The organism is Parazoarcus communis (assembly GCF_003111645.1).
Taxonomy (GTDB): domain Bacteria; phylum Pseudomonadota; class Gammaproteobacteria; order Burkholderiales; family Rhodocyclaceae; genus Parazoarcus; species Parazoarcus communis_A.
Genome location: NZ_CP022187.1, coordinates 2,822,577 through 2,842,834, shown reverse-complemented (window position 1 = coordinate 2,842,834; position 20,258 = coordinate 2,822,577). Strand labels below are relative to the sequence as shown.

The 20,258-nt window shown below is 62.5% G+C and carries 21 protein-coding genes; 17 read left to right on the top strand and 4 right to left on the bottom strand.

Features of this window, described 5'->3' with window-relative positions:
* The first annotated feature begins 98 nt into the window (after positions 1-98).
* From coxB to CEW83_RS12935, 6 genes are all read left to right on the top strand, one after another.
* The gene (gene coxB / locus CEW83_RS12955; protein WP_108949718.1) at positions 99-1,229 is read left to right on the top strand and encodes a cytochrome c oxidase subunit II; all 1,131 of its coding nucleotides are present in this window, start codon (positions 99-101) and stop codon (positions 1,227-1,229) included.
* Positions 1,230-1,332: 103 nt separating this feature from the next.
* On the top strand, positions 1,333-2,931 hold the full coding sequence (gene ctaD / locus CEW83_RS12950) for a cytochrome c oxidase subunit I (RefSeq protein ID WP_108949717.1): 1,599 nt from the start codon (positions 1,333-1,335) through the stop codon (positions 2,929-2,931).
* Between the two features lie 102 nt (positions 2,932-3,033).
* Complete coding sequence (locus CEW83_RS21440) at positions 3,034-3,147, top strand: cytochrome oxidase small assembly protein (RefSeq protein ID WP_234418811.1); 114 nt, start codon at positions 3,034-3,036, stop codon at positions 3,145-3,147.
* A complete protein-coding gene (locus CEW83_RS12945) occupies positions 3,144-3,722 on the top strand; it encodes a cytochrome c oxidase assembly protein (protein ID WP_108949716.1) in 579 nt (192 codons plus the stop codon). Before CEW83_RS21440 ends, CEW83_RS12945 begins: the two co-directional genes overlap by 4 nt.
* Positions 3,719-3,919, top strand: coding sequence for a DUF2970 domain-containing protein (locus tag CEW83_RS12940; protein ID WP_108949715.1), 201 nt, complete (start codon positions 3,719-3,721; stop codon positions 3,917-3,919). The genes CEW83_RS12945 and CEW83_RS12940 overlap by 4 nt, the downstream gene beginning before the upstream one ends.
* Before the next feature lie 16 nt (positions 3,920-3,935).
* Positions 3,936-4,787: a cytochrome c oxidase subunit 3 gene (locus tag CEW83_RS12935; protein WP_108949714.1), complete on the top strand. Its 852-nt coding sequence runs from the start codon at positions 3,936-3,938 to the stop codon at positions 4,785-4,787.
* Between the two features lie 35 nt (positions 4,788-4,822).
* Here CEW83_RS12935 and CEW83_RS12930 read toward each other — a convergent pair whose 3' ends face one another.
* Positions 4,823-5,017, bottom strand: coding sequence for a twin transmembrane helix small protein (locus tag CEW83_RS12930; RefSeq protein WP_108949713.1), 195 nt, complete (start codon positions 5,015-5,017; stop codon positions 4,823-4,825).
* Between the two features lie 87 nt (positions 5,018-5,104).
* Between CEW83_RS12930 and CEW83_RS12925 the strand changes: the two genes are divergently transcribed.
* Genes CEW83_RS12925 through CEW83_RS12905 form a run of 5 tightly spaced genes read left to right on the top strand, consistent with a single transcriptional unit; the run spans position 5,105 to position 9,020 of the window.
* The gene (locus tag CEW83_RS12925) at positions 5,105-5,845 is read left to right on the top strand and encodes an SURF1 family protein (protein ID WP_108949712.1); all 741 of its coding nucleotides are present in this window, start codon (positions 5,105-5,107) and stop codon (positions 5,843-5,845) included.
* A complete protein-coding gene (locus tag CEW83_RS12920; RefSeq protein ID WP_234418810.1) occupies positions 5,811-6,455 on the top strand; it encodes a hypothetical protein in 645 nt (214 codons plus the stop codon). The genes CEW83_RS12925 and CEW83_RS12920 overlap by 35 nt, the downstream gene beginning before the upstream one ends.
* Positions 6,452-7,498: a COX15/CtaA family protein gene (locus CEW83_RS12915; protein WP_108949711.1), complete on the top strand. Its 1,047-nt coding sequence runs from the start codon at positions 6,452-6,454 to the stop codon at positions 7,496-7,498. The genes CEW83_RS12920 and CEW83_RS12915 overlap by 4 nt, the downstream gene beginning before the upstream one ends.
* Before the next feature lie 30 nt (positions 7,499-7,528).
* Entirely contained in the window at positions 7,529-8,428 is a 900-nt protein-coding gene (gene cyoE / locus CEW83_RS12910; protein ID WP_108949710.1) for a heme o synthase, read from the top strand.
* A gap of 10 nt (positions 8,429-8,438) precedes the next feature.
* Positions 8,439-9,020: an SCO family protein gene (locus CEW83_RS12905; RefSeq protein WP_108949709.1), complete on the top strand. Its 582-nt coding sequence runs from the start codon at positions 8,439-8,441 to the stop codon at positions 9,018-9,020.
* 58 nt (positions 9,021-9,078) lie between these two features.
* On the opposite strand, the gene rpoH is transcribed toward CEW83_RS12905, so the two are convergent.
* Together rpoH and CEW83_RS12895 are read right to left on the bottom strand one after the other, a co-directional pair.
* A complete protein-coding gene (gene rpoH, locus CEW83_RS12900) occupies positions 9,079-9,933 on the bottom strand; it encodes an RNA polymerase sigma factor RpoH (protein ID WP_108949708.1) in 855 nt (284 codons plus the stop codon).
* A gap of 104 nt (positions 9,934-10,037) precedes the next feature.
* A complete protein-coding gene (locus CEW83_RS12895) occupies positions 10,038-11,093 on the bottom strand; it encodes a tetratricopeptide repeat protein (RefSeq protein ID WP_108949707.1) in 1,056 nt (351 codons plus the stop codon).
* Between the two features lie 502 nt (positions 11,094-11,595).
* Between CEW83_RS12895 and CEW83_RS12890 the strand changes: the two genes are divergently transcribed.
* The 6 genes from CEW83_RS12890 to CEW83_RS12865 all read left to right on the top strand — a co-directional run bounded on the left by CEW83_RS12890 (position 11,596) and on the right by CEW83_RS12865 (position 19,272).
* Positions 11,596-13,260 (top strand): autotransporter outer membrane beta-barrel domain-containing protein, encoded by a 1,665-nt coding sequence (locus CEW83_RS12890; protein WP_108949706.1) that lies wholly within the window; start codon positions 11,596-11,598, stop codon positions 13,258-13,260.
* A gap of 168 nt (positions 13,261-13,428) precedes the next feature.
* Complete coding sequence (locus CEW83_RS12885; RefSeq protein WP_108949705.1) at positions 13,429-13,968, top strand: gluconate 2-dehydrogenase subunit 3 family protein; 540 nt, start codon at positions 13,429-13,431, stop codon at positions 13,966-13,968.
* Positions 13,949-15,604, top strand: coding sequence for a GMC family oxidoreductase (locus CEW83_RS12880; protein ID WP_108949704.1), 1,656 nt, complete (start codon positions 13,949-13,951; stop codon positions 15,602-15,604). The genes CEW83_RS12885 and CEW83_RS12880 overlap by 20 nt, the downstream gene beginning before the upstream one ends.
* 86 nt (positions 15,605-15,690) lie before the next feature.
* Positions 15,691-16,818, top strand: coding sequence for a hypothetical protein (locus CEW83_RS12875; RefSeq protein ID WP_108949703.1), 1,128 nt, complete (start codon positions 15,691-15,693; stop codon positions 16,816-16,818).
* 6 nt (positions 16,819-16,824) lie between these two features.
* Complete coding sequence (locus tag CEW83_RS12870) at positions 16,825-17,667, top strand: alpha/beta hydrolase (RefSeq protein WP_159099455.1); 843 nt, start codon at positions 16,825-16,827, stop codon at positions 17,665-17,667.
* A gap of 126 nt (positions 17,668-17,793) precedes the next feature.
* Positions 17,794-19,272 (top strand): cobyric acid synthase, encoded by a 1,479-nt coding sequence (locus tag CEW83_RS12865; RefSeq protein ID WP_420094080.1) that lies wholly within the window; start codon positions 17,794-17,796, stop codon positions 19,270-19,272.
* Between the two features lie 15 nt (positions 19,273-19,287).
* On the opposite strand, the gene CEW83_RS12860 is transcribed toward CEW83_RS12865, so the two are convergent.
* Positions 19,288-20,070, bottom strand: a complete 783-nt coding sequence (locus CEW83_RS12860) for an enoyl-CoA hydratase/isomerase family protein (RefSeq protein WP_108949701.1) — start codon at positions 20,068-20,070, stop codon at positions 19,288-19,290.
* Positions 20,071-20,258 lie beyond the last annotated feature (188 nt).

Sequence of the window (20,258 nt, the reverse complement as noted above, 5' to 3'; positions counted from 1 at the left end):
AGCATATTGATTTTTATCAAATAAGTATGTTGCGACCCTGATTTTCACTGTGGCAACATCGATCCACCTGCTCATCGTGTTCTTTGCTGGGGGTCGACATGGGTTTTGCCGGTCGTATCGCAGGATCTTCGCTTCTTCTCGGGTACGTCTCCGGCGTACTCGCACAGGATGCGCCGAGCCGTTACAACCTCCAGCAGCCGGTGACGCGGATCGCCTCAGAGATCTACAGCATGCATACCCTGATGCTGATCATCTGCCTGGTGATCTTCATCGCGGTGTTCGGCGTCATGTTCTGGTCTGTCATTCACCATCGCAAGTCCCGCGGCGCGGTTGCGGCCAATTTCCATGAAAACACGGCGGTCGAGATCGCGTGGACGGTGATCCCGGTGCTGATTCTGCTTGGCATGGCGTGGCCCGCCACCAAGACCGTGATTGCGATGAAGGACACCTCCAACCCCGACATCACCATCAAGGCCACGGGCTATCAGTGGAAGTGGGGTTACGACTATCTGCAGGGCGAAGGGGAGGGCATCCGCTTCCTGTCCGGTTCATCCACACCGCGCGCCCAGATCAGCGGTGGCGAACAGAAAGGCGATACCTATCTGCTTGAGGTGGACAATCCGGTTGTGGTGCCGGTGGGCAAGAAGGTCCGCGTGCTCGTGACCGCCGCCGACGTGATCCATTCGTGGTGGATGCCGGCTTTCGGCGTGAAGCAGGATGCGATTCCCGGCTTCATCCGCGACACGTGGTTCACCGCAGACAAGGAAGGCATCTATCGCGGCAACTGTGCCGAACTCTGCGGCAAGGATCACGGCTTCATGCCGATCGAGGTGCATGTGGTCTCGGCAGAGAAATACACCGAATGGGTCGCATCGCAGCAGGCCCAGGCCACGACAGCCTCTGCGGACGACGCCCGGGAGTGGGCACTGGCCGAGCTGGTCGAGCGCGGCGAGAAGGTTTTCGCGGCCAATTGTGCGGCCTGCCACCAGGCCGATGGCAAGGGGCTGCCGCCGGTATTTCCTGCGCTTGATGGCTCGCCCGTGGTGACGGGCGATGCAAGCGGCCAGATCGAACTGGTGTTGAAGGGCAAGGCGGGGACCGCGATGGCCGCATTCGGCGGGCAGTTGTCGGACGCCGAGCTCGCTGCGGTGATCACCTATACCCGTAACGCCTGGGGTAACCAGTCGGGCGAGGCGGTGCAGCCGGCAGACGTTGTCGCCGCGCGCTGAGGCTGAGGTCGAAGCGGGTTTTGCTGCGGTGTGATTGTAGGGGCCGTCCCGGTCCCGATGGCAAGGTTCTGTCGCGCGTGGGCGCGACAATGGAGGCGTGTGCATGAATACACTGACTCACGATCGGCCCGGCGTTCACCCCCCGCACGGTCATGCGCATGGTCCCACCGGCCTGATGCGCTGGGTGACCACCACCAATCACAAAGACATCGGCACGATGTACATGATCTTCAGTTTCATCATGTTCCTCTCCGGGGGGGTGATGGCGCTGACGATCCGGGCCGAACTGTTCCAGCCCGGTCTGCAGGTGGTGGAGCCCGAGTTCTTCAACCAGCTCACGACCATGCACGGTCTGGTGATGGTGTTCGGCGCGATCATGCCGGCCTTCGTCGGCTTCGCCAACTGGATGATCCCGCTGATGATCGGGGCCAGCGACATGGCCTTCGCGCGCATGAACAACTGGAGCTTCTGGCTCCTGCCGCCCGCGGCCATCCTGCTGCTGGGTTCGTTCTTCGTGCCCGGCGGCGCAACCGCTGCGGGGTGGACGCTGTACGCACCGCTTTCGGTGCAGATGGGCATGGGCATGGATCTGGCGATCTTCGCCATCCACATCATGGGCGTGAGCTCGATCATGGGCGCGATCAACATCGTCGTCACCGTGCTCAACATGCGCGCGCCCGGCATGAACATGATGCGCATGCCGCTGTTCTGCTGGACCTGGCTGATCACCGCCTATCTGCTGATCGCGGTGATGCCGGTGCTGGCCGGTGCGGTCACGATGATCCTGACCGATCGCCACTTCGGCACCAGCTTCTTCAATGCCGCCGGTGGCGGTGACCCGGTGATGTACCAGCACATCTTCTGGTTCTTCGGTCACCCCGAGGTCTACATCATGATCCTGCCGGCCTTCGGGATCGTCAGCCAGATCATTCCGACCTTCTCGCGCAAGCCGCTGTTTGGCTATGCCTCGATGGTGTACGCGACCTCGTCGATTGCGATCCTGTCCTTCACCGTGTGGGCACACCACATGTTCACCACCGGCATGCCGGCAATCGGGCAGCTGTTCTTCATGTACGCGACGATGCTGATCGCGGTGCCCACCGGGGTGAAGGTGTTCAACTGGGTGGCGACCATGTGGCGCGGTTCGCTCAGTTTCGAGACGCCGATGCTGTGGGCCACAGGCTTCATCTTCGTGTTCACAATGGGCGGCTTCACCGGCCTGATCTGCGCCATTGCCCCGATCGACATCCAGCTGCAGGACACCTATTACGTCGTTGCGCACTTTCACTACGTGCTGGTCGCAGGCTCGCTGTTCGCCCTTTTCGCCGGTGCCTATTACTGGCTGCCGAAATGGACCGGGCACATGCCCAGCGAGTTTCTCGGCAAGCTGCATTTCTGGTGCTCGATCGTGTTCTTCAACATCACCTTCTTCCCGATGCACTTCCTCGGCCTGGCAGGCATGCCGCGGCGGATTCCGGATTACGCCCTGCAGTTTGCCGATTTCAACGCGATGGCTTCGATTGGTGCCTTTGGTTTCGGCCTGTCGCAGCTGATCTTCCTGGTCGCCGTCGTGAAGTGCGTCCGTGGCGGCAAGAAGGCGGAAGCGCAGTCGTGGGAAGGTGCGGAAGGCCTGGAGTGGACGGTGCCGTCGCCCGCACCGCATCACACCTTCGAGGACGCACCGGTGCTGGCCAAGGCATGAACAGCGTTGTCGTGAGAGGGGGGCGGAGCGGAGAGTCGGGAGAGGGCAGGCTCCGCCCCAAACTCTCATTCATGTGGCTGCGCAATGTGTATGGATGAGCTGATGACACGAGACGATCGACGTAATGCAAACCTGCGGACCGGGCTCATCCTGGCCGGGGTGGCGTTCGTCTTTTTCGCCATTGTCATCATCAAGTACAAGGTGTTCGGGCAATGAGCAGCGAGCGTCGTGCCAACCGGATTGCAGGTGAGAACCGTCGCCTGCTCGTGCGTCTCGGGGTCTCTGCGGTGGTGATGTTCGGCTTCGGCTTTCTGCTCGTGCCCTTCTACGAGCAGATCTGCGAGGCAACCGGGATCAACAATCTGCTGCAGCCGGACAAGGTGAGTGTGGAGAACACCCAGGTCGACCGTTCCCGCACGGTGCTCGTCCAGTTCGATGCCAATCTGCATGACCTGCCGTGGCGCTTCCAGCCGCAGCAGCGCTCGGTGACGGTGCATCCGGGCGAGATGGTGCATGTCGCATACGAGGTCGGCAACAAGCGCGACCGCCCGATTACCGGGCAGGCGGTGCCGAGCTACGGGCCGCAGGTGGCGGGGCAGTATTTCCGCAAGCTCGACTGCTTCTGCTTCACGCAGCAGACCCTGGCGCCGGGCGAGCAACGCACGATGCCGCTGGTGTTCGTGCTCGATCCAAAGCTGCCTGCGGACGTGACCACGATCACGCTGTCCTACACCTTCTTCGAGATTCAGGGGCGCAACGCAGCAAAAGCTTCGGTTGCGGACAAGTCATGAGCGGTCAGCAGCCGCGTGCCGGCTTCATCGGCACCGTGAAGGCGGTCCTGTGGTCCTTCGTGGGCATTCGCAAGCGCAAGGACTACCACGACGACGCGTCGTCGCTGGACCCGAAGGCGGTGATCGTCGCCGGCGTGCTGGGCGGCCTGATTTTCGTGCTCACCATCGTGGCGGTGGTGAATTGGGTGGTGAGCTAGTCATGGAGAAGCGGCAATGACCGAAGCACTGGAACGCTATTTCGTACCCGAGCCGTCGAAGTTTCCGATCATTGGCGCGATCGCGCTGCTCCTGTTCGGCAGTGGTGCAGCGATGTGGCTGAACAAGGTCGGCGCCGGTCCCTGGATCTTCTTCGGTGGCATCGCCATCCTGATCTACATGCTCTTCGGCTGGTTCGGCCAGGTGGTGCGCGAATCCGAGAGCGGGCTCTACGGCAAGAATGTGGACAAGTCCTTCCGCTGGTCGATGGGCTGGTTCATCTTTTCCGAGGTGATGTTCTTCGCCGCCTTCTTCGGCGCACTGTTCTACGTGCGGGTGCTTGCCCTGCCGTCTCTGGCCACCGGAGACAATGAGGCGCTGCTGTGGGAGGGCTTTACCGGCGCCTGGCCGAGCAGCGGGCCGCGTGCAGGAGATGCCTTCACGCCGATGGGCGCGTGGGGCATCCCCGCAATCAACACCCTGATCCTGCTGACTTCAGGGGCAACCCTGACGTGGGCGCACTATGGCCTGCTCAAGGGCGCGCGCGGACAGCTCAAGCTCGGCCTGCTGGCGACCGTGGTGCTGGGGGCGATCTTCCTGTCGCTGCAGATCTACGAATATACCCACGCCTACTCCGAGCTCAATCTGCGTCTCGACAGCGGCATCTACGGTTCGACCTTCTACCTGCTCACCGGCTTTCACGGCCTGCATGTGACGGTGGGCGCGATCATGCTGACGGTGATGCTGTTTCGCGCGATCGCGGGGCATTTCAGTGCCGAGCATCATTTCGCGTTCGAGGCCGCGGCCTGGTACTGGCACTTCGTTGACGTGGTGTGGCTCTTCCTCTTCGTCGTCGTGTACTGGCTGTGACGGAGGCAGGGGCAAGGATGGCAGAGGATGCGTGATCAGAGCTTGCCGTCTATGAGGCCGGTGGCGAATCCGGCCATCAGCATCAGGAAAAGGGTAATCGACAGCCCGACCCGGATGGCCAGTGCGCGCGCGGTGCGAGTGCTGCTGCCCTTTTCACGCAACATGGAAGCCAGCGCGCTGCCAAGGCTGACGAGGATCAGGACGAGGAAGACGATTACGACGATACGCATGTCGGCACTCCGGATGCAGAAGGCTGATGGCGCATTTTTGCCCGAAACGTCGCGGCTGTCCCCTGTTTTCTGTGCAGGGGGCGTGCAATGAAGCGCCAGCTGCTGCGAATCCTGCCCCTGCTTGCCGGCGTGGCGCTGATGGTGCTCACCGTGCAACTGGGCAATTGGCAGCAGCGCCGTGCCGCAGAGAAGGAAGTGCTGCAGGCGCGCATCGATGTCCTCCTGCAGGCACCGGCGCGGCCGCTGCGCGCGGATGCCGCGACGCTGGAGGAATGGCAGCCGGTGAAGCTTTCGGGCGTGTGGCTCAAGGATGCCACGCGGCTGATCGACAACCGCACGCATCAGGGCCAGGCTGGCTATCACGTGCTGACGCCCTTGCTGCTGAGCGACGGCTCGGGGGCGGTCCTGGTGAACCGCGGCTGGGTGGCCGTGGGCGACCGCCGGCAGTTGCCCCAGGTGCCGACGCCGGCAGGCGAACAGCAGCTCGAAGGCGTGCTCAGGTTGCCCGAGCGCGCGCCGTTCATGCTTGCGGCCGACAGTGGCGGGGCGGCGGCGCCGGTATGGCAGCAGGTCGACCCGGGCCGCCATGCAGCGCTGGTCGCACCTGCCCTGCTGGCCGCGTGGGTGCTGCAGCAGCGCTCGCCGGCTGCCGACGGACTGGTGCGCGACTGGCCGCAGCCGGCCGCTGGCATCGATCGCCACCATGCCTATGCATTTCAGTGGTACGCCCTGGCCGGCCTCGCCGGCTGCCTGAGCGCCTGGTCCGCCTGGCGCCTGATTACACGGAGATCCGATGACGACCGCTCAACTCGACTCGCCCGTGGCTGAAGCCCGCCCGCCGGTGACGGCCGCCGACCGGCGCAAGGGGCGTCGCACCCTGCTGCTGCTGGCCTTCGTGTGCGTCCTGCCGGTGATCGCGTCCTACCTCATGTTCTATGTGTGGCCGCCTCAGGGACGGGTCAATCACGGCGACCTGCTGACACCCGCCGCGCTGCCGGCAACGGTGCTGCAGGGCGCGGGCGGACAGGCGCCCCTGCAGCGCAGCGAACTCGAGGGCAAATGGACCTTGCTCCTTGTTGCCCCCGCAGCATGCGACGAGGCCTGCGCGCGCGCGCTCTACGTGTCGCGTCAGGCGCGGGTGGCGCAGGCGAAGGAAATGGACCGGGTAGGGCGGGTCTGGCTGCTCGCCGATGCAGCTGAGCCCGATTCGGCCCTGCTCGCGACACACGAGGACCTGCGACTGGCGCGGGCCGACAGTGCCTGGCTGGCTGCACTGCCTGCGGCTGCGCCGGGCTCGGTGTGGATGGTCGATCCGCTGGGCAACGTGATGATGCATTTTGCCGATGAGGCGGATACGACAACTGCCGCGCGTGCAATGAACAAGGACCTGCAGCGTCTGCTGAAGTACTCCGCGCTGGGCCGGGGAGGGCGCGAATGAACGCATATCGCCGCCTCATCTTCGCGGCGCTGATGCTGACTGCGGTGGTTGTGGTGTTCGGCGCCTACGTGCGTCTGGCCGATGCCGGCCTCGGGTGTCCGGACTGGCCCGGCTGCTACGGCAAGATCACGCCTCACCATGCGGCGGAAGACATCCTGGGGGCACACGCCGCCGATCCCCATGGGCCGGTGAGTCTGCCCAAGGCATGGAAGGAAATGGTGCATCGCTATCTGGCGGCAAGTCTCGGCCTGATGATCATCGGCATTGCGGTGCTGGCGTGGCGACACCGCAGTCACAAGGGCGCCGCACCGTGGGTGGCGACGCTGCTGGTGGGGGTGGTGATCTTTCAGGGCCTGCTCGGGAAGTGGACGGTGACCCTGCTGCTCAAGCCCGCCATCGTCACCGGCCATCTGCTGGGTGGGCTGACGACGCTGGCTCTGTTGACGTGGCTTGCCGCACGGGTTGCCGGCGCGCGGCGCGAGGTCGTGCCGCCCCGGCTTCTGTGGGCTGCCCGGGCCGGTTTGCTGGTGCTGGCCGTACAGGTTGCGCTGGGCGGCTGGACCAGCACCAATTACGCCGCGCTGGCGTGCACCGATTTTCCGACCTGCCACGGCAGCCTGTGGCCCGTGGCCGACTATGCGAACGCCTTTCACGTCGTGCGTGAACTGGGGATGACGGCAGATGGCGAGCTGCTCTCACTGTCCGCACTGACCGCCATTCACTGGTCGCACCGCCTGGGGGCGCTGGTTGCCGGCGGGGTGTTGCTGATGCTGGGCTGGGCGCTGGCGCGGCGGGTGCCTACTGCGGGCGCAGGCGTAGCGCTGATTGCTGCGGTGCTGATGCAGATCTGTCTCGGTGTCGCCAACGTCGCGCTTTCACTGCCCCTGCCGCTGGCGGCGATGCACAACGCCGGCGCCGCAGTGCTGGTGGGTTTGATGGTGTGGATCAACTTCCGTCTGCAGGCCCGCGGGATCGCGCGGCCGGCGCCGGCCGGGCTCGGGCGTCTGCTGCCGCTTTCGCCGCGTTCGCAGCGCCGGGCCTGAGACGGTTAAACCAAACAAAGGAGTGCGTTCATGAAAACCCTCACCCTGGGGCATGCACTCGGCAGTGGCCGGCTTCGTGCCTTCTACGTGCTGACCAAGCCACGCGTCAATGCGCTGATCGTCTTCTGTGCCGTGATCGGCATGTTCCTCGCCGTTCCGGACGGTTTGCCATCCGCCGCGACGGTGTTTGCCGCAACCATCGGGATCGCATGTGTTGCGGGCGCTGCGGCCGCGATGAACTGTCTGATCGAGCAGGGGATCGATGCGCGAATGGCACGCACGCGGGCGCGCCCACTGCCGCGTGGCGAGCTGGCGCCGCGCGAGGTCGCCGGCTTTGCGGCGGTGCTCGGAGGCAGCGGGCTGTTCGTGCTGCATCAGGCGGTGAATCCGCTCACCATGTGGCTCACCCTCGCCACGTTTGTCGGCTACGCCGTGGTCTACACGGTGTTTCTGAAGCCCAGAACCCCGCAGAACATCGTGATCGGCGGGGCCTCGGGTGCGATGCCGCCGGTACTTGGCTGGGCCGCCGTCACCGGCGACGTGAGTGGGGACGCGCTCCTGCTCTTTCTGATCATCTTCGCGTGGACGCCGCCGCATTTCTGGGCGCTGGCGCTCTATCGCACGGCCGACTATGCGCGCGCCGGCCTGCCGATGTTGCCGGTCACCCACGGGTCGGAGTACACCCGGCTGTCGGTGCTGCTGTACACGCTGATCCTGTTCGGCGTCACCTTGCTGCCTTTTGCCACGCAGATGAGCGGGCTGATCTATCTGGCCTCGGCCGTTGCGCTCGGCGCCCGTTTCATCCATTACGCATGGCGCCTGTATCGCGATTACAGCGACGCACTGGCACGCAGGACTTTCCGCTTCTCCATCCTGTATCTATCATTGCTCTTCGCCGCGTTGCTTGCGGACCACTATCTTCGCTTCTGACCCCTTCCTGATGCTTCGTTCCCTGATTGTGGCAGCCACCGTGCTGCTGGTCGGCGCATGCGCCGAGCCCCCGCCTTCGTTTCATGCTACCGACATTACTGGTGCCGATTACGGCAAGACGCTTGCGCTAGACGACCACAACGGCACGCCTCGAACGCTGGCCGATTTCAGCGGCAAGGTGGTGACGATCTTCTTTGGCTACACGCAGTGTCCGGATGTGTGTCCGACCAATCTGTCGACCATGAGCGAGGTGATGCGCAAGCTTGGCCCGGAGGCGGACAAGGTGCAGGTGCTGTTCGTCACCGTCGACCCCGAACGCGACACGGCAGAGCTGCTCGCGCAGTATGTGCCGGTGTTCGACAAGCGCTTCCTGGGGCTGGTGGGCGATCTCGATGCCACCGCGGCGGTGGCGAAGGATTTCCGCGTGTTCTATCGCAAGAGTGGCGATACCGAGGGTGGCAACTACACGGTCGACCATTCGGCCGGGACCTATGTCTTCGACCCGTCAGGCAAGTTGCGGCTGTATGTGAAGCACGGCGAAACCGCAGACAACATCAGCGAAGACATCGGCAGGCTGCTCGCCGGACGCTGAAACGCAAACGGCAGCGTTGCCGCTGCCGTTTGTCGGGTGTGTTGCCGGGAGACCTTGCTCAGACCGTTTCGGCGAGCAGTCCGCGCATCTTCTGCATGGCCTTGGCTTCGATCTGGCGGATTCGTTCGGCAGACACGCCGTACTCTGCAGCGAGTTCGTGCAGGGTCGCGCTGTCGCCTTCGGTCAGCCAGCGACGCTGGACGATGGCGCGGCTGCGATCATCGAGCGAACCCAGCGCATCGCGCAGTCCTTCGTCCTGAAGACGCGCGTTTTCGGCCTGTTCAAGGGCTTCGGACGGCTCGGCGTGCGGGTCGGGCAGATAGGCAATCGGCGCGAAACGCTCGTCATCGTCGTCATTGCTGCCATCGAGCGGCACTTCACGTCCGCCAAGACGGGTTTCCATTTCCACCACTTCTTCGGGCTTGACGCCAAGGTGCGTGGCGATCGTCTGCACCTCACCCGGGTTCAGCGTGCTGGTGTCCTTCTTCAGGCTGCGCAGGTTGAAGAACAGCTTGCGCTGCGCCTTGGTGGTGGCGATCTTGACCAGACGCCAGTTCTTCACGATGTACTCGTGAATCTCGGCCTTGATCCAGTGGATCGCGAACGACACCAGACGCACGCCGCGTGCAGGGTCGAAGCGCTTGACGGCCTTCATCAGACCGATGTTGCCTTCCTGGATGAGGTCGGCATGCGGCAGGCCATAGCCCAGATAGCCGCGAGCGATGGAAACAACCACGCGCAGGTGTGACATGACGAGCTCACGGGCTGCTTCGACATCACCCTCGTCGCGCAACCGGGTCGCCAGGCTCACCTCTTCCTGCTCGGTGAGCATCGGAAGGCGATTCACCGACTGGATGTACTGGTCGATGCTGCCTGTGGCTGACGGTACGGGAAACGACAAAGCTTGTGACATTGATTCAGGTCCTCCTCAAGCTGCATGTTAGCACTCGATGCGTCTGAGTGCTAACGGGCGGAAGAGTTCCCCCCCAGGAGTCCCTTCATGGAGTGCTGGGGGCGTCAGTGGCCGTGGGGCTTCAGGTCCTGATGCTTGTGCGGGGTCTTGTGATTGGCATCGAACCATTCCTGAGCCAGTCGGTGAGCGCGTTCAGTGTCAGCGTCCGGCATCTGGAGGCCGGCCGCGGCCCGGAGGTAGTGGGCGTCTTCATGTCCGCCAGAGGCGGCCAGGTCCAGCCATTTGTATGCTTCAGTCAGGTTCTTCGCAACGCCATCGCCTTCCAGGTACATCTGCCCCAGCCGGAACTGCGCGTTTCTGTCCCAGTTCTTCGCAGCGCGTTCAAACCACTTGAGCGCCTCGGCAGGGTTCCTCTGTTCGCCCATCCCGGCATACAGCAGAAATCCTGCGCCGTACTGAGACTCGACGCTTCCCTTGTCTGCTGCGCGAAGAAACCACGACTTGGCCTGCGCGAGATCGCGCGGGGTACCCTGACCTTCCATATACATGCGTGCAACAGTGTGCTGAGCCTGCGGGAGCCCCTGTTCGGCGGCCTTGAGGAACCACTTGAAGGCTTTGCCCTTGGCGCCCTGCTGGCCTGCATGAAACAAGCCCAGATTGTATTGGGCCATGACGTAACCCTGATCCGCTGCCTTGGTCAGCCATGCGACCGCAGCCGACGGATCGTGTTTCATTCCCTGGCCATTGAGAAGCAGCATGCCGGCGCTGAACTGTGAGGGGGGGTGCCCCTTTGCCGCTGCAAGCTCAAAAGCCTTGAACGCGCGCTGGTGATCCATCTTCAACTCATTGCCCGAGCCGTTGAAATAAATCATGCCCAACGCGTATGAGGCCTCCGTGTGCCCATTGGCGCTCGCTTTTTCTAGCCATTTCACGCCATTCCTGATATCGGCCTTGCCTGCCCGTCCTGAAAGAAGCAATGCGCCCAGATTGAACTGAGCGTCGGCATTTCCGGCGGTCGCTGCGGTTTGCCACTCCTTTTGTGCTGTTGCGAAGTCGCCCTTGCTTGCAGCGTCCGACCCAGCCTTGAAGTCGGCGACCGCCGAGGTGCTCATTCCGCTCGCAAGCAGAAGGCAAAGCAGGAAATGGCTGAACTTTTTCATGGTGACACTCGAATTCAATGGTGGAAATACTGCTGATTCAGGTTTGAGTGGATCAGGCTGGCGCGATAACCCGCTGGCGTTTCAGGTCCTGGCAATCGCCTGGGGGCGCTGAATATTCGGGCTGATTCAGTCAGGTGCGAAAGAATGCCTGATATCGACCGACTTTGCAGTACTCGCATACGGCGCGAAATAAACCGTGATGCGGCGTTTGATGGATCTGGGTTGATCTGTGATTCTCGGGCTGATTTGGTACAAATTGCGCTCGCGAATAAGAGTTCGCGAATATAAGAGGTTCTATATATTTGGCGGTTTGTAGCATTTTAGAGATTAAGCGGGTAGCAGATACCTGATAAGTGCCTGAATTGTCTTGACGCGTGCTTTATGCCTAAAGACAATGAAAACTCAGGGGTTTTGTAACAAACAATAACCGAGGTTCAATGTGATCCGATATTTTCAGATTCTTAGAGCGTGGTGGGGCGGAGCGCTGCTCTTCGTTGCGGCCATGCTGCTGCCCTTGACCGCGAGTGCGGGTCACCTGTTTACACAGGCAAGTTCGAACACCCCCGTTGCGTTGAACAGCGGGCAGGGTATCCAGATTACGCAGCTCACGTTTGAGAATAACTGCGGTGGCTCGTGTAATGGCGATGTCAGTGTCAATTTCAGTGGCGGCGCGACCGCGACCGCGTGGTCTGCCGGTGATGCAATCCAGCTTACCATCGGGTCATGGACTCAGACCTTCACGTACGACGGCATGGTTGCCGCTGGGGGATCGCAGGACGGTTCCTATTTCAGTATCAACAGTACCAGCCTGGCTGCTGCGGGCATTTCGCCGACCGGACAGGCGACGTGGACAGTTATCGCCACCGCCGGTCAGTTTACGTTCGAAGGCTATCGCATCTATACGGTAGGTGGCACAGCAGGGGACACCTACAACGGCACGGGCGCAGGTCCCATCAACCAGACGCAGGTAGTGAGTGCATCGCAACTGGGCGGGAGCGGCGGTTTCGTGCCGGTGGCCGAGCAGGGCGAGAAGGATGTCGCACGGGTGCTCGATGCCCTCAATGGAACGTCGACAGGGCAGATGGGGGCCGTCATTGCGGCGATCTCGTCGATGACGCCCGATAGCCAGCGTCTGGCGATGAAGTTGATCTCTCCAGAAAGCAGTGTGGTGCTGGGCGGGGCCGCATTGAGCACTTCGTCGTCCGCGCTCGACACGGTTCAGGTGCGGCTTGATGCGCTACGCACCGGTGTCGGCGTCCAGTCCGGTTTCAGGACGGCGCACAACGCCCATGCGGGCGATCATCAGGAAGGCATGTCCTCCGGTGACGAAGCACTCAATCGCAGCTTCTGGCTGAAGGCGTTTGGCAGCAAGTCCAAGGTGGGTGCCAAGAGTGGCTTTGCCGGTTCGGAGAGCGATGTTTACGGCATGATGGCCGGATTCGATACGCAGATGAGCAACGGCTGGCTGCTGGGTGGCGCGTTCTCGTATGCCAAGACCGATGTCGACATGAACGATTTCCGCAGTGGTGATGCCGCGGACATTTCGTCCTATCAGTTGACGGGTTATTTTGGACGTTCGTTTGAACGCTGGTATATCGACGGTATGGTCGCGTATGCCTATCAGGATTACTCGACCAAGCGGAATACCCACCTGACCGGCGTTGCCAAGGGCGATTTCGACGGCCAGCTGTACGGTATGCGTGTGATCGCGGGCATGCCCTTTGCACTGAGCGACAAGCTTCGACTCACGCCGCTGCTCGGTTTCGAAACCTTTCGCGTAGAGCAGGGTGGCTATACCGAATCTGGCGCAGGCGTCCTTTCGCTGGCAGTGAAAAGCGATGATGTGAGTCGTTTGCGTTCGCTGCTGGGGGTCGAGCTGAGCTCCAGCATGAAGCTCGCGGACAGCAGTGTGCTGAGTCCGGCAGTCAAGCTGCTGTGGCGCCACGAGTTCGAGAACGACGGCGCGACGGCGAACAGCGCATTTGTTGGCGGTGGTGGCCAGTTCGAGACGACAGGCCAGAAGGCCATCCGCGACGTCTATGCATTGTCCGGGCGCTTGAACTGGGAAATGAGCGATCGTTTCGAGTTGGCACTTGAGCTCGGCGCGGAAGCAGGCGAGAAATATCAAAGTCTTAATGGCCAGGTGTTTGGTCGCTGGCGTTTCTGAGCTTGGTTTGCGTAAAAGGGGGCGCCTCAGGGCGCCCCCTTTTTTTGCAACCTTGGATCGCACTGTCGGCTGCTCAGGCTTACGTTATAGTCCGACGGGGCGTCGGGCGGGTGGGCGTTGGCCCTGAATCCGGGAGCCCATCACGGTCCTTGGTACGAGTTGAATGTGATGAATGTGCACAACAGCAGGCGCCGGTTCCTCAGGCATGGGGTGCGGGCTGCGGTATTTTTCGGGACGCTGACGCGCATGGTGCCTTTGCGTGCTGCCGGGGGGGCGGCTCAAAGGCGGGGAAAACTGCTTGCTGCCTTTGTGGATACCTTGATTCCAATGGACTTGACGCCTTCAGCCTCACAGTTGAAGCTTGATCGGCGCCTCGTTGCGCATGCGGCCAGGATTGTGAACTATCCGCAGTTGCTGGAGCTCGGAGCACAGTGGCTCGATGCCCAGGCGTCCGCGCAATACGGACTGGCGTTCGAAGCCTTGCGGCCGGAGCAGCGCGATCGTATCGTGGCGCAGGCTGAGGCAAGCCCCAGGAACGGCATTCCGAAGATGTTTTTCGACCGAGTGCTGGCAGATCTGATGAGCTTCTATTACGCAGAGCCGGCAAGTTGGGTTGGAATGGGTTTTGAATCGCCGCCTCAGCCCAGGGGATATCCCGATTACACGCTCGCACCGGCAAGGAGGGCGAATGGCCAAGCGGGTGTATGACACTGTGATCGTCGGCTCGGGGGCGGGCGGCGGTGCAGCGGCATGGGCACTGACCCGCAAGGGCTTGAGGGTGCTGATCCTTGAGGCTGGGCCGCGTTATGACCCTTTCAAGGATTACAAGGCGAGCACACGGGACTGGGAGGAGGGCTTCCCGGTCAAGGCGGGCAGCCAGGGGCGGTATACCTACGGTGAAATGCAGGCCTTGTCCGGGCAGTGGTCTCAGCTCCGGTCATGGAACCATGTATCCGGTCTGCTCAATCCGGGTGACAGGCGCGCTTCCTTCGGCTATCACCACGTGAGGGCCGTGGGGGGGAGCTCACTGCACTTTACCGGTGAGGCGCACCGCCTGAATCAGCAGTCCATGCGCTTGCACAGTCGCTTCGGGGTCGGCGCCGACTGGCCTCTGTCCTATCAGGACCTTGAACCGCACTACCTGGAGGCCGAGCGGTTTGTCGGGGTCGCTGGCCCAGCGGCAGATCCCTATCGGCCTCGCTCGGCCCCGCTCCCCTACGAAGCACACCCATTTGCCTACAGCACCCGCTTCCTGCAGAAAGGTTTTGCGGCCAAGGGTATGCAGTTGGTGGCGAACCCGCTCGCCGTGCTCCCGGAGGCACGCGAAAATCGCCCTGCCTGCAATTATTGTGGTTGCTGCCTCAAGGGTTGCCCGAGAACGGACAAAGGTACGATCGACGTGACTTACCTGAGGGCGGCCGAAGCCAGCGGCTTGTGCGATATCCGCACGGATACCACGGTCGTGCGGATCGAGACCGGTGCGGAAGGGAAGGTCGTGGGAGTTCATTACCGTGATCGCAATGGCGCCGGGTTCGTTGAAACGCCGAAACTCGTGCTCGCCGCCGGTGCCATCGAAACCCCGCGGCTGTTGCTTGCCTCAAAAGACATGCGCTCGCCCAAGGGGCTCGCCAACGAGTCCGGACAGGTCGGGCGGAATTTCATGGAGACACTGCTCTGGACCAGCAATGCGCTGTGTCCGGAGAACCTTGGCAGCCATCGCGGTTTGCCAGTAGATAGCATCTGCTGGACTTACAATGCTCCGGATTCGATTCCGGGTGTCGTTGGCGGATGTCGCTTCTCGCCCTCGGTTGCCGAGTCGGATCTCCTGGGGCCGATAAACTATGCGAAAAGAGTCGTGAAGGGTTGGGGGCGTGCGCACAAGCAGGCCATGAGGACGTCATTTGGGAGAGTGCTTTCCTTGTCCGGTATCTGCGAGAGTCTCCCTCACCCAGAGTCATATGTCGCACTCGACCCGTCGGTGAAGGATTCAACCGGCGTGGCCGTGGCACGCATTCACAGTCATGTCGACGACATGGCGATGAAGCGTATCGCCTTCATGGCCAAGACCTGCAGGGAGATTCTCAAGGCGTCCGGAGCCGGGCCGATATTCGAGGAGTTCAGCTCCTACGATATTTTCAGTTCGACGCATGTATTCGGTACTTGCCGCATGGGAACTGATCCGCGCAACTCGGTTGTCGATGCATGGTGCCGCAGCCATCGCTGGAACAATCTCTACATCGTCGACGCCAGCGTGTTTCCGAGCACGGGAGGCGGAGAGTCTCCCGGATTGACGATCCAGGCGCTGGCGCTGCGTGCGATGGGCGCCATGGCTCCGGCCACCTGAACGACGGGGCAGAATGGGGTTGTCGGATCCCTCGGAACTGGAAAATCGAATCTTGAGCCTGGGGTGTCCGGGCGTTGGAAGAACGTATGAAGAACATCCCCAGGCGCAAGGCCGAAAAACGCACTGCAGCCTCGTTCCGGAATGGTTACATCATTTCGCCGGCTTTTGATTTCTGGGTGACTGGCGGTGTTTCCATTGTGGTCGTCAGCGTCATGCTGGTTTACCTGTGGTGGGCAGGGAGCATATCGTCGTCCTTGCCCGCGGCGAGCGTTGGCGGACTGATGGGCAGCGCAATCATTTTTCAGGTCCTGATCAACTGGCCTCATTTCATTGGTGCGTACAGTCTGCTGTACCGGCCGCGCACGAACCTCAAGAAGTACCCGCTCGCAACGATATATGTACCGCTTGCGCTGATCCTGATCGTTGCAGCAGCGGTCTTCCTGGGAACGCCCGGTCCGAACGGCGGAATCGCCGTGCATCAAGACTTGGTCTATGTACTCTGGCTCGGTGCGGCCTTCTACCTGGCGTGGCATTACACCGGCCAGGCGTGGGGCATGGTGGCGTGTTTCTCGAAGCTGACCGGCCTGGAGCTGTCCCCAGGAGAGCGTCGGCTACTTCGGGTGGGCTTGCGTACCTTGCTGGTGTGGCATGTTGTGTGGGGGGCTCAGGATCTTCCTGCTCATTGGCTGGGCGCGCTGCATTCAATGATTCCAGCCGCACTTCGGTTCATGAATCTTGTCTGTTGCTGTGCCTTCCTGGTCGGTGTGGTGATCTGGTTCAGGATTGGAGCACGCACTGGGCGGGCACCTGACCGCAGGATTCTGGCTTCCTGGCTGGCAATCTACATGTGGTACCTGCTGCTGTTCTTCGAACCGGCGGCGTATCTGATAGTGCAATTCTCACACTCCCTGCAGTACCTGGTGTTTCCGTTGAGGATGGAGTTGAACCGGGCGGGCTTGTTCGCAGGGGCGTCAAACCGCACGCGTCTCCTGTTCTGGAGTGGGCGTTATTACATAGTGCTCGTCCTGATCGGGCTGTTCGTCTTCCATCTGCCGGAGTATTTTTCCGACCTGTCGGGCGCATATACGTTTGCGCTTGCGGTGGCGAGTGCAGTCAGCATTCACCATTACTTTGTGGACAGCTGCATCTGGCGGGTTCGTGACCCGAGTGTCCGCAAAGGCCTTTTTGCGCATCTCGCACCGGGGAATGCCTGAGTGGGGATGGATGGCCTTCGAGCCTGCTGGATCGTCGTCAGCGCGCTAATGCTGGCAGCGTGTGCGGCGGGTGCGCTTGATCCGGAAGAACGACTTCGGCGTGCGGAGGAGATTGCCGCAGGCAGCCATTTGACCCGCGGGACCTTCGAGACCGGCACGTTTCGGCTGACAGGCTTCGTGAAACCGGGGAAGGGAGATGTCCTGAGTGTCTACATCGAGGGAGATGGTTTTGCCTGGGTTACCCGGCACCGTCCTTCAAGAGACCCTACGCCGGTTGATCCGGTCGCGCTGCGTCTGGCTGTCGCCGACGGCGGGAATGTGGCCTACATCGCACGGCCGTGCCAGTACAGCCGCGTCGTTTCCCCGGAGTGTGATGCCCGCTACTGGACCTCGGAGCGTTTCGCTCCAGCGGTGATTGATGCCTTGAATGTGGCCCTGAATCAGGTAAAGCTGCAGTCGGGCGCGAACGCACTGGTGCTCGTGGGCTATTCGGGGGGCGGGGCCGTTGCAGCGCTGCTTGCTGCGCAGCGATCGGATGTCGTGCATCTGATCACGGTGGCGGGAAATCTCGATCACGCTGTCTGGAGCCGTTTGCACGGTCTTTCCCCGCTTGAGGGGTCGCTGAATCCGCCTGATTTTTGGCCAGGGCTGGAGGGCATCCCGCAGACTCATTTCGTTGGGGCACTGGATCAGACCGTACCGATCACGGTCTATCGTGCGTATCGGTCCCGCTTTCGTGAGGAGGCAGATATCCAGGTGCGGATCGTGGATGCTGCGGATCATCGGTGCTGCTGGGCTCGGGAGTGGCCTCATCTGCTCGAAACAATATCGAATCGTGGCGTCTGGTAACGCTCATTCATCAAACTTTGTGGGGCGTCTTTGCGTGGAAATAGGATTGCTGGAACTGGGGGCACGCGTTGTCCCGTTGACTGACTCTGGCGCGGTGATGGCGCGGGCTCCGGATGGGGGGCACGCATGAGCCTGACCAAGGTCTTCACGCTGATGGTGCAGGGCACCACCTCCGATGCGGGCAAGAGCACGCTGGTTGCCGGTCTGGCGCGTGCGCTGGTACGCCGCGGACTGCGGGTGGCACCGTTCAAGCCACAGAACATGGCGCTCAATTCGGCGGTCACGGCCGACGGTGGCGAGATCGGCCGGGCGCAGGCGCTGCAGGCGGTGGCGGCGCGGGTGGCGCCGCATACCGACTTCAATCCGGTCCTGCTCAAGCCCTCTTCCGACATCGGTGCGCAGGTGATCATCCATGGACGGCCGGCGGCGAACCTTTCGGCGCGGGACTATCACAACTACAAGCCCACTGCGATGGCTGCGGTGATGCAGTCGTGGAAGCGTCTGACCGATGCCTACGAATGCGTTCTCGTCGAAGGTGCCGGAAGCCCGGCGGAAATCAATCTGCGCGACCGTGATATCGCCAACATGGGTTTTGCGGAGGCGGCCGATGTGCCGGTCATCCTGGTAGCCGACATCGATCGTGGCGGGGTGTTCGCACATCTGGTGGGAACGCTCGACCTGCTGTCGCCCTCGGAGCAGGCGCGGGTGAAGGGTTTCGTGATCAACCGCTTCCGCGGCGATATCGGCCTGCTGCAGTCGGGGCTCGACTGGCTCGAAGCCCGCACCGGCCGTCCGGTGTTTGGCGTGCTGCCCTATCTGCACGGACTGTTTCTGGACGCCGAGGATGCGCTTGCGGATGCGACCGTGGATGGCGGCGGCGAGGTGCCGGTGTTGCGCGTGGTGGCGCCGGTGTATCCGCGCATCTCGAATCACACCGATCTCGATGCGCTGCGTCTCCATCCCCAGGTCGATTTTCGCTGGGTCGGGCCGGGGCAGGAGATGCCGCCCGCCGACCTGATCGTGATGCCCGGTTCCAAGAGCGTGCAGTCGGACCTCGCATGGCTGCGCGAACAGGGCTGGGACCAGGCGATCCTGAAGCACCTGCGCTACGGCGGCAAGGTGGTGGGGATCTGCGGCGGCTTCCAGATGCTCGGGCGCTCGCTCGGCGATCCCCATGGCGTGGAGGGGCGGGCAGACACCGTGTCCGGCCTCGGTGTGCTCGACATGGCGACCGTGCTCGAGCGCGAGAAGCAGCTAGAGAACGTCCACGGGACGCTCTGTTTCGGGGGCGATCCTGTCGTCAGCGGCTACGAGATTCACATGGGGGTATCCAGCGGCCCCGCCCTGCAGCGTCCGGCGCTGATGTTGGCCGGCGACCGCCCTGACGGCGCCCTGTCGGCCGACGGGCAGGTGATGGGAAGCTATGTGCACGGGCTGTTTGACTCGCCCGCCGCCCTTGATGCGCTGCTGCGCTGGGCGGGCGCGGAAGGGGCGCTGGACCGCGTCGACCTCGCCGCGCGCCGCGAAGCAGATCTCGACCGACTCGCCGACTCGATCGAGTCGGCCATCGACATCGATGCCCTGATGCGTGCTGCTGCCAGCTGAGGCCCCCGCGGGCGCTCAGTGCCCCTTGAACACCGGCTTGCGTTTGCTGAGGAAGGCGTCGATGCCCTCGCGGTAATCGTCGGTGGCGAGGAAGTCGAATGCGCTGCGGCGTTCGTCCTCGCTCAACGGCGCGCCCGTCATCAGGCGGCGCACCCATTGCTTGTGCCAGCGCGCAACCAGTGGTGCGCCGGCGGCAATCCGTCCGGCGGCGCCGAGCGCTTCGTCGATGACGCGCTCGTCGTCGACAACCCGCGTCAGCAGTCCTTTTGCGAGGGCTTCCTGAGCATCCAGAATGCGGCCTTCGAGCAGGATCTCAAGCACGACGGCGGGGCCGACCAGCGCCAGCAGGCCGGCCATTTCGCCCGGATACATCGAGAAGCCGAGCTTGTTGATCGGCGCGCCGAAGCGGGCGGACGCACCCGCAATCCGGATGTCGCAGCAGCCTGCGATCTCCAGTCCGCCCCCGACACAGGCGCCCTGAATCGCGGCGACCGTGGGTACCGGGCAGTTGCGGATCGCGTCCAGCGCCGCGGCCACGAGTTCCTCGTGGTAGTGCAGGGCGTCATCCACGGTGGCGCGGACGGTCAGGAATTCCTCGATGTCGCCACCCGCGGCGAAAGCCTTGTCGCCTGCCCCGCGCAGGATGACGCAGCGTACCTCTGCATCGCGTCCGCAGTGTTCCATTGCCGTGCGCAGATCCCGCCACATCGCAGCGTTGACCGCGTTCAGCCGGTCCGGATTGGAGAGTGAAACGGTGGCGATGCCGTCGGCGCGATCGACAATGATCTGACTATCCATCTTGTGTTGACTCCGGTCGAAGGTGGGCGCGAAAGGGGCTGAAAATGCACGGCAAAGCGTGCCGCGCCTGAGTGTGGAAAACCACGATTGTCCCACGAGCAAAAAAATTATTTATTTTTCCATACGGAATAGTATGGACTCTTGTGAATGATATATCATTCGCCCGTTTGGCATGCGCCGCGGAAGAC